The organism is Leptolyngbya sp. FACHB-711 (assembly GCF_014695615.1).
Taxonomy (GTDB): Bacteria; Cyanobacteriota; Cyanobacteriia; order Elainellales; family Elainellaceae; genus Leptolyngbya_A.
In genome coordinates this window covers 1-9,801 of the sequence record NZ_JACJOR010000106.1, presented here as the reverse complement: position 1 = coordinate 9,801, position 9,801 = coordinate 1, and the positions used below count along the sequence as shown (strand labels likewise).

Below are 9,801 nucleotides of genomic sequence, written 5' to 3'. Positions count from 1 at the left end.
CCAATAACCCCACCGGAGCCGTCGCCACCCGCGAACACCTGGAAGCCTGGGTCAACTATGCGCGATCGCACGGGTCGATTATTTTCTTTGATGCAGCATACGAAGCCTTTATCACCGATCCATCGCTGCCCCACTCCATTTATGAAATCGAAGGAGCGCGGGATTGTGCGATCGAGTTTCGCTCTTTCTCTAAAAATGCTGGATTCACCGGAACCCGATGTGCCTTTACGGTCGTGCCCAAAACGCTGAAGGCAAAAGCGGCAGACGGCTCAGAGGTCGAACTCTGGAAGCTGTGGAACCGTCGCCAGTCCACCAAGTTTAACGGCGTCTCTTACATTGTGCAGCGCGGTGCAGAAGCAGTCTACTCCGAAGCCGGACGATCGCAAATCAAAGAACTCATCCACTTCTACATGGAAAATGCTCGCATTATCCGCGACAAGCTGAGTCAGGCAGGTCTTTCGGTTTATGGCGGGGTAAATGCGCCCTATGTCTGGGTGAAAACGCCCAACGGGCTGTCGAGCTGGGATTTCTTTGATAAGTTGCTGCAAATTTGTAACGTCGTCGGCACTCCCGGATCGGGGTTCGGTGCAGCAGGCGAAGGCTATTTCCGCATTTCTGCCTTTAACAGTCGGGCAAATGTCGAAGAAGCGATGCGCCGGATTACCGAGAAGTTTCAGGCGTAGGCGATGCAGTTCCCCTCTGGGGTAGTCAATTTTTAAATTCTCCGGGGTGGGCACTGAAATTTAGCTTCTGTATCGCCCCCTAAATCCCCTAATGCTGGGAGACTTTGAATTCTGGTTCCCCCCAATTTTGGGGGGCTAGGGGGGCGTATCATACGCTTATTCAGCAACGCCGATTATCCCTCTTCTGTCCCATTAGCCTGTAAGTATCCAGCGCTGCCAATTTCCGAACAGCAAATTCAACCCTTTCTTTGCACTAGCGTCCAAATTGTTTGCAACAGTATTTCTGGCTCAATCGGCTTGGTGATGTGCTGCTGAAATCCGGCTGCGAATGCTTCCTGCTGATCAATTTCTCCAGCATACGCAGTAATCGCGATCGCCAAAATGTTTCCGTTCTGGTCAGGCGATCGCTCTCTAATTTGGCGAAGTAATGTGTAGCCATTCATATCTGGCATGCCGATATCACTCAGGAGCAAATCAAACTTTGCTTGCTGTAACTGACTTAAAGCTTCGTTAGCGGATGCGACCTGAGTAACATTGGCTCCATACTGTTCCAGCAAAAAGGTCACTAGCTCTCGTGAATCTTTTTCATCGTCAACGAAAAGCACTCGCAATCCATCGAGATGAAAATCTGAGGAATTGTGAGAAGAGGGATGATCTGAATGCAATTTTGAGACAGCGATGATAGGAAGCTTCACGGTAAAGGTTGAACCTTGCCCTTCTCCCAGACTCGCTGCCTGAACGGTTCCTCCATGTAGTTCAACTAAATGACGGACGATCGCCAACCCTAACCCTAACCCTCCAAAACTTCGAGTAGTGGTGCTGTCAGCTTGCCGGAAATAGTCAAAGACATAGGGCAAAAAGCTAGGGGTGATACCTTTGCCAGTGTCACTGATCGTAATTTGAGCATAGGTAACGGAGCGATGCGGGGATACGTTAGAGAAACAAGCAGCACTGGCGTATGCCTCTTCTTTTTCTTCGACTTCCTCAACTTGCTCTAACCGCACCTGCACGTTTCCGCCTTGGGGTGTAAATTTAACAGCGTTGGAAATTAGATTCCAAACAACCTGTTGTAAACGGCTAGAATCTCCTAAAACTTGCCCAACATCGGGTTCAAAAGCGGTCTGAATTTGAATAGATTTTGCTTCAGCCGCGAGTCGCACCGTCTCAAGTGCCGCTTCAATCGTAAACGGTAGACCGACTGGACCGATGTTTAAACTCAGCTTGCCCTGAAGGATACGAGAAACATCGAGCAAGTCTTCAATGAGCTGTGCTTGTAATCTAGCATTTCGCTCGATCGTTTCAAGGGCATACTGCGTTTTTGCTTTATCTTGCTGTTTCGTTTGCAGTATTTTTGCCCAACCCAGAATGGGGTTCAGCGGCGATCGTAACTCATGAGATAACACCGCTAAAAATTCGTCTTTGATGCGATTTGCCTGCCTCAGTTGATCCGCTTGCTCACGAGTCGTTTCATACAGTAAATCCAGACGTTGATTGCGCTCTTGCAGAATCGTCTCTGCTTGCTTGCGTTCATCCTCGATCTGCTTGCGATTTGTAATGTCTACCAGAATCAGAACAGCACCCGTGAAGGTTCCAAATTCATTCAGAACCGGGTCCATTGTTTTGGAAAACCAGCGTTCTTGACTTTGCAGTTCTATCACTTGACGCTGGTGCGTTTCTTTAGCACGGTAAAAGCAAGTGCCGTCTCCCACCCCCAAGATGGTACTCATTAACTCATAGTGAACTTGCCCTAAAATCGCTTCAGCAGGCTTACCAAAAAGTCGCACTGTTACCTCGTTACAGCGCAGAATCTTACCCTGCTGATCGAGCAGACAGACACTATCATTGATGGCATCAAACGTCGTTTGCCACTCCTGTGCTGACGCCAGAGCCATCTCCTCGGCCTGTCGAATTCGGAGTAGCGATCGCACCGTTGCTAGCAATTCAATCGGTTCAACGGGTTGCGCTAAATAACCATCAGCACCGCTGTCTAATCCTTCTGCCTTATCCTGGCTTTTGACAAAGCTGGCTGAGAGATGCAGTACCGGAATAAAGCAAGTTTGAGGGTTAGACTTGATCTGACGACAGACTTCAAAGCCGTTCAAATCAGGCAATCTCACATCTAGAATGACCAGTGCCGGTTGATGTTGAGCGATTGCCGCTAACCCTGCGGCTCCTGTTGCCGCTTCTACGACGGTAAACCCTGCATTTTTCAAAATCCGCGTCACGACGTAACGATTAGCTTCGTTATCATCAACATGCAGAATAGTTTCCTGTGGTTCAAACATGACACATCCTCAAGCATCTAGAACGAGTCCAGCTTTAACGAGCGCTTCTCGAAGGTGAAAGGCCGCTTCTGCTTGAGACGTTTCTTCTTTAGAAACAATAGCGACACCTTGTTGAGTTAAATGGCTCTGGGTTTCTAAATTCAACTGTGTCGATGAGTAGATGATAACAGGAATGGACTGAGTAACGGGATTGTGCCGAAGCTGATCAAGCGCATCAAATCCATTCAGCTCTGGCATTTCAAGGTCAAGCAAAATTACAGTAGGCTGTTCACTCTCTGCGACTGCCAATCCTTCTCGTCCGCTTGCAGCTTCTAAAACTTGTAATGGAATATTCGTTAACAACTGCTTCACCACATATCGGTAGACTGGGTCATCATCAATGACTAAGAGTTTTTGAGCTTTACCCCGACTGATTAGCATATTGAGTTTGGTAAGCAAGGGTAGTCTGTCTACAGGCTTAATTAAAAATCCATCGGCTCCTAATGCAAGTGCCTGTTTCTCGTTATCCACAACCGTAATGACCAGTACGGGAATGTTGCGGGTTGCTCCATCACTTTTGAGTTCTCGCAGAAATGTCCAGCCGTTTTGCCCTTCTAACAAAATGTCTAGAACGATCGCCACGGGTTGAAGTTGCTGTAGGGCTTGTCTGGCTTGAGCCAGGGTGCGGGTGGCAATCAGTTGATATCTTGACGCTTGCAGGTGTTTTTCGTAGATAAATAGCGTTTCAGTATGGTCTTCGATCGCCAAAATGGGCAGTTGGGTTGGGTTAAGGGAGGTAATGGGTTTCAGTGAGTCTGGCAGTTCTGCTGCTTTGGGATAAACGATCGGAATGCAGACCGAAAAGGTGGAACCTTGACCCGGTTCACTTTGAACGGAAACGCTGCCCCCCATTAGCTCTGCTAACTTGCGCGATAGCGGCAGTCCTAACCCCGTCCCTTTTACTTGCTTTTGCAGGTGAGACTCAATTTGCACAAAATCCTCAAAGATGCGCCCTTGGTCGTCCGGCGCAATACCGATTCCTGTATCAGACACCGAGAGTTGAATCATCTGACCGGCTTGTTCTGCCGTGACGCGCACCTCTCCCCGTTCCGTAAATTTGAGTGCATTTGAGATAAAGTTTCGGAGAATTTGAGCAATTTTTCCCTCGTCGCTATACAGCGAAGGCAGCCCATCCGGTTCCACAAACACGAGTGAGATAGAAGATCCCTGAACCAGCAGCGGACGCAGCATTCCCCGCAGGGTTGCAAACAAATCACTCACTTCAAAAGAACTGGGATGCACCTCTGTTTTGCCTGCTTCCACCTTTGCCAAATCCAGCAGATCGTTCACCATTTCTGACAATCCATCGGCTGCTTTCTGGATGAACGTCACCTGCTTTTCTTGCTCTGAGGACAGATCCCCATCCATGTGAGCCAGCAGCATTCGAGATAGGGACAGAATCGAGTTGAGCGGTGTGCGGAACTCGTGGCTCATGTTGGAAAGAAAGCGAGTTTTTAACTCGTTAGCCTGTTGTAGAGAGCTAGCTTTCTCATCCAATTCGGCATACAGAGCAATCACGCCTCGATTGGTATCTTCTAACTCGTGGTTGAGGTGAGTGAGCTCTTCTTCTCGCTTGCGAAGTTCTGCCATCGTCCGCAGCAATTCCTGGTTCTGGCGTTGGATTTCGTCGTAGGGGTTTTGGGGCGATCGCTTTGCGACTGCATCCCGGATTTGCTGCAACTGTCGGTCTGTGAGAATGGGCGATTGCTTTTTTGGTAAGGTTTTGCCTATCCGCACGGTAGTCCCCTGCCCTGTCGATTCCACCTCAAAGGAATCCATCAGCCTGCGCGTGCCAGTAATTCCTAGCCCCATGCCGGTCGAGGAATGATAGCGTCCCTCTAAAACATCGCTCAAATGCGGAATGCCCCTTCCCTGATCCTGAATTTGAATCAGAAATGTTTGGGGGCTTTCTTCCACGTCAAATTGAACCGTTCCACCCTTCGCATACTGAAACGCATTGCGGGCAATTTCTGAAACGGCAGTTGCCAGCCGCGCCTGATCTTGCACGTCAAATCCCAGATGTTCTGCCAACTCGCGGGTTCGCTGCCGCGCCTGCACCACATCCTGTTCATAATGAATTTCCAGGGTGAAAAGGGTTGTCATGCTCCCGTTCCTTTCGCCACTAACACGGTTACATCATCGCGCTCCCGATGAAAATCGCGGTATAAAACGCCTGCGATCAAGCTGGGATGTTTTTGGCTTAAGCCCGGATAGCGATCGAGCTTCCACTGGGTACTGATGCCATCGGAATGCATAATCAGTAGCCCGTTGCTATACCAGGGGTAGGTAAACTCGTGAATTTTACGAACTTCATGCCCCACGGTGCCGTTGTAAGACATCAGGTTGTGATGTTCGGTTGCGGAAGAAATGCTGGCAGCAATATTGCCAATGCCCGCAAAGCGAACCGTCTGCTGCTCAAAATTGATTTCAGCGATCGCCAGCACTGCCCCTCTAGTGCTCTTTAAAGCAGCATGAGCCGCTTCGACAATGCGTTCAGGCGACTGATGCTGATGATCGTGAAACACTCGGATGGCAGCTGAAGACGCACTGGCAGCCGCAGGACCGTGCCCTAAACCATCTGTCACTAGAAACAGGCTGCGGTGATCATCTCCTTCCCAGGCCCAGGCATCACCTGAAATTTCCTCTCCCGGCTTGGGTAAACCCACCACACCGATTTCGATGCTTTTCTTTGACGAACGCATCGGGGATTTTGCCCAGAGATGAGCAAGAAGCGCAGTTCCCTTTTTTGGCAGCGAGTAAATTTCAAAGAAGTCAGAGAGGCGACGAATTGCGCCCAGCCCATTGCCCGATGTTCCGGCAGTAGAAAAGCCATCTTGGAGGCACTCCTCTACGTCCATCATGCCAGAACCTTGGTCTAACCCCAGAACCTCGATGCCGATGCTGTCATGTTGTGCGATCGCCCGCAGCACAATCACTCCACCGCCTGCGTGCTGCACGAGATTATTCGCCACCTCCGTCACCAAAATTCCAACCTTGCCCCGTTCGGTTTCCTTAAAGCCAAGACGGTTGGCTAATGACAGAGAGGCTCGCCGTGCTTCCCCAGTTTGACTTTGCTCTGTAACAGCGATCGCCGTAGATTCCTTCAATTGATTCCCTCATGTTACCTCCAGCGTACGATGATTATGCGTGTTCCCTCTCCCACCACAGACTCAATTTCAAATTCGTTAGCAAGACGTTTTGCGCCACCCAACCCCATCCCCAGACCGCCCCCGGTGGTAAAGCCATCCCTGAGTGCCATTTCAATATCTGGAATGCCCGGACCCTGGTCTTCAAAGGTTAGCCTGAGACCCCGCCGCCCACCGTCCTGAAGCATTTCTAAGGTTACGGTTCCCCCTCTCCCATAATCCAGGGTATTCCGAGCTAACTCGCTGGCAGCGGTCACAATTTTGGTTTGGTCTACTAAACTAAAGCCAACCTCAATCGCAAACCGACGCACGGCTTGCCGAACTAAAACCACGTCAGCAGAGGATTGAATTGTCATTTCCTCAATCTTCTGCATTGTCCTCAGCATCCCATTCTGTGGCAATGACCTCAGCCTTGGTAGGTGCACCCAGTGACGATCGCAACAGTGCCATCCCCTTTTCCACATTCAATGCCGTGCGAATGCCTGTCAGGGACAGCCCCAACTCCACTAAGGTAATCGCAACAGCAGGCTGCATCCCGACGACCACCGTTTCAGCATCCATGACCCGCGACATTTTGGCAATGTTGCTTAAAATTCTACCAATGAAGGAATCAACGATCTCTAGCGCAGAAATGTCAATCAGAACCCCATTTGCCTGGGTTTGGCTAATGCGATTGGTCAGATCATCCTGCAAGGTCATTGCCAGGCGATCGTGCATATCGACTTGAATCGTGACGAGCAGAAGTTCGCCCATTTGAAGGATGGGAATGCGCTCCATAAGTCTCTCCTCTAACCTACTTGCGGGCGATCGTGGTTCCCATGCGCTTTAATGCGATGAGAAAGGCATCAGCTAAGGTTGCTTTCGTAATCACATCGGTTAAATCAATGCCAAGATACACGATTGTTTGGGCAATCTGAGGTCGAATACCGCTGATAATACAGTCAGCTCCCATCAGGCGAGCGGCTGTCACTGTTTTCAGCAGGTGTTGAGCTGTCAACGTATCGACGGTCGGAACCCCAGTAATGTCAATAATGGCAACTTCTGACCCAGTTTCAACAATTTTCTGCAATAGCGACTCCATCACCACTTGAGTACGGGCACTATCAAGGGTGCCAATAATCGGTAATGCTAGAATGCCTTCCCAAAGCTTGACCACGGGGGTAGACAGTTCCAGCAGTTCTTCCTGCTGCCGCAAAATTACCTCTTCCCGCGACTTCTGGTAGGCTTCCATCACTAGCAATCCCAGATGATCGAGCAGGTCAGTTGCTCGCCAAACCTCTTCACCTAGCTCAGTAAAGTCTTGCAATTGCTGCCGCAGCCGATCAAACAGTGGTCGCTTGAATGAAAAGACAAATGTAGCGGTTTCCGTGGGGGTGAAGCCTTTTTGAGAACGCGATCGCGAAATGCTGGTCAACATTTCCCGAACTTCTCGCCATTCTGATGTCTGAACATTGCTCAAATTACCAGATTGAGCAGCGACGCGAAGCAACCTGAGAAATTCCCGGCACTCTTCCTGTAGCTCTGCTTCTTTAATTAACCCTCTTCGGGTGTTCGTAGCGGTTAACTCCTGATTCCACTCCAACAGCAAGTCTGCCTCATGGGTTTTTAGTATCTCGGGTATTTTACTGCTGCGAGTCATTTCCATGAGGCATTTTCCTTCATCAAGTCATCCATCAAGACCAGTGTATGACGATTTCAGCCTGATAGTTTTTCAGGAAAGCGATCGGGGGTTGTGTTGCAAAAGGCATTACGATTTGCAGTGTATCTGCTGCTGGGGATGGTGAGCTGAAAACTGACACACGCTGTATGAAGGATTCCCGATTCTTGCCGAAATTCTTGACGAATTGGTTTCGAAACCACTGGCATTTCCCACCCAGAAGCGACTGGTTTGCACTGCTGTTGCTCCTATTTTGTGGCGTGTACCTCCCGCTTCAGGCATTTGTGATTCTGGCACTGAAAATTTGGCAGCTTGAGGGTGGTTTAACCTGGGAAGTGCCGCTGATGATCACGATTCACAACGCAGCAACCCCAACGCTCGATCGCATTGTAGTCGTTCTCACGCAATTTGGCTCGGTCAAAACGATCGGTCCGATCGCCTTCCTGATCGCGGGAGTGCTGTTCTCTCAAAAACGCTGGCGATCGCTGGTTTACCTGACTCTGACGCTTGCGGGATGCGGTGCAATTAACTTGGCTGCAAAATCCTTCTGGCATCGGGTGCGCCCCCAACTCTGGGAAGGTTATATTTTGCCAAAAGATTTCTCGTTTCCCAGTGGTCATGCAATGACGAGTATGGCGTTTGCTGCTGTGGTGATCATGCTGGCGTGGCGCGGTCGCTGGCTTGGTGTCACCACAATGCTGGCGATGGTCTATGTCGTGACGATCGCTTGGACGCGCCTTTATTTGGGCGTGCATTATCCCAGCGATATTCTGGCAGGATGGATGCTGTCGATCGCCTGGGCAATCGGAATTAGTATATTCGTGAAGCCCGCCGCAAACGCGGTTTCAGAAACAATTGCAGAAATATCTGTGAGCAACCAAAATGATGATCAGGAGAATATATCACAAGAAAAAATTTTGTAGTTTTATGGAATGTTTCAGGCCAACTACGATGCATTAATTTAGAAGCTTGAACATCACGTTGAAAGATATTTCAGTCAATACTAGGGTAAATGCCAAGGTCAATATCAAGATCAATGCCAAGCGTTTTTCTCAAAACATGGCAATAGAGTAGATCAAGCAATAGAAAGGAACGCCCTATGATGTTCGATGAGGAGCAGAAGTCATTGAAGAACTGCCAAATATTTCGCTACAGTTTTGCTACAGCTAGGATTAAGCAATCGTTTTAATGCGGCTATGTTTAGCTTGGCAGGAGCAGGAGCGGGGGCAGCACCTGATTCGCGTTTCTGCTAAAAGGGAGAGGCAGACTATTTCTCCCCCAACCCGATGACAGCCACCCTCAACCCCTACCTTGCCGATAACTTTGCTCCGGTTCAAACTGAATTAACGATCGATGACCTGCCAGTTCTGGGCGAGTTACCGCCTGATCTCAACGGCATGTTTGTTCGCAACGGGCCGAATCCTCAGTTTTCGCCGATTGGTCGCTACCACTGGTTTGACGGAGATGGAATGCTGCACGGTGTTCATATCCAGGGCGGCAAGGCAAGCTATCGCAATCGCTACATCCGCACTCAGGGATTCCAGCAAGAGCGGCAGGCAGGGCAGGCATTGTTTGGGGGAATGCTGCAACCTTCACCCAACGGCTCCAAAAATGTGGCGAATACGGCTCTCGTCTGGCATCGCGATCGTCTGCTTGCCCTTTGGGAAGGTGGTGAACCTCATGCGATCGACGTGCCCAGTTTAGACACGATCGGGTCACACACCTTTGGCGGTAAACTCGTTTCTCCGGTGACTGCCCATCCCAAAGTTGACCCGACTACGGGTGAAATGATGTTCTTTGGCTATTCGCTGGCTCAACCGCCCTACCTGAGGTACAGCGTCGTTTCTGCCGAGGGAGAACTGCTGCGAACGGTTGGGATCGATCTGCCTGTGGGTGTGATGATGCATGACTTCGCCATCACCGAACACTACACAATCTTTATGGACTTGCCCCTAACGTTCCGGCTAGAACGAATTCGGCGGGGAGAACCT

The 9,801-nt window shown here is 49.9% G+C and carries 9 protein-coding genes; 3 read left to right on the top strand and 6 right to left on the bottom strand.

Annotation, left to right across the window (positions count from 1 at the left end):
* Positions 1 to 683, top strand: a 683-nt coding sequence (locus tag H6F80_RS03315) for an aminotransferase class I/II-fold pyridoxal phosphate-dependent enzyme (protein ID WP_190790191.1), incomplete at its 5' end; no start/stop codon positions are given.
* A gap of 236 nt (positions 684 to 919) precedes the next feature.
* On the opposite strand, the gene H6F80_RS03310 is transcribed toward H6F80_RS03315, so the two are convergent.
* Genes H6F80_RS03310 through H6F80_RS03285 form a run of 6 tightly spaced genes read right to left on the bottom strand, consistent with a single transcriptional unit; the run spans position 920 to position 7,798 of the window.
* Positions 920 to 2,968, bottom strand: coding sequence for a hybrid sensor histidine kinase/response regulator (locus tag H6F80_RS03310; protein ID WP_190790190.1), 2,049 nt, complete (start codon positions 2,966 to 2,968; stop codon positions 920 to 922).
* Between the two features lie 9 nt (positions 2,969 to 2,977).
* Positions 2,978 to 5,110, bottom strand: coding sequence for an ATP-binding protein (locus tag H6F80_RS03305; protein ID WP_190790189.1), 2,133 nt, complete (start codon positions 5,108 to 5,110; stop codon positions 2,978 to 2,980).
* Entirely contained in the window at positions 5,107 to 6,114 is a 1,008-nt protein-coding gene (locus H6F80_RS03300; RefSeq protein WP_190790188.1) for an ATP-binding SpoIIE family protein phosphatase, read from the bottom strand. The genes H6F80_RS03305 and H6F80_RS03300 overlap by 4 nt, the downstream gene beginning before the upstream one ends.
* Before the next feature lie 14 nt (positions 6,115 to 6,128).
* Positions 6,129 to 6,509, bottom strand: a complete 381-nt coding sequence (locus H6F80_RS03295; RefSeq protein ID WP_242067137.1) for an anti-sigma regulatory factor — start codon at positions 6,507 to 6,509, stop codon at positions 6,129 to 6,131.
* A 4-nt stretch (positions 6,510 to 6,513) separates the two neighbouring features.
* Positions 6,514 to 6,930: an STAS domain-containing protein gene (locus tag H6F80_RS03290; protein ID WP_190790186.1), complete on the bottom strand. Its 417-nt coding sequence runs from the start codon at positions 6,928 to 6,930 to the stop codon at positions 6,514 to 6,516.
* Between the two features lie 16 nt (positions 6,931 to 6,946).
* Entirely contained in the window at positions 6,947 to 7,798 is an 852-nt protein-coding gene (locus tag H6F80_RS03285) for an STAS domain-containing protein (protein ID WP_190790185.1), read from the bottom strand.
* Between the two features lie 191 nt (positions 7,799 to 7,989).
* On the opposite strand from H6F80_RS03285, the gene H6F80_RS03280 reads away from it, so the two are divergent.
* Positions 7,990 to 8,733, top strand: a complete 744-nt coding sequence (locus H6F80_RS03280) for a phosphatase PAP2 family protein (RefSeq protein WP_190790184.1) — start codon at positions 7,990 to 7,992, stop codon at positions 8,731 to 8,733.
* Between the two features lie 363 nt (positions 8,734 to 9,096).
* Positions 9,097 to 9,801 (top strand): carotenoid oxygenase family protein (locus tag H6F80_RS03275; RefSeq protein WP_190790183.1); only part of this gene is annotated, 705 nt, incomplete at its 3' end.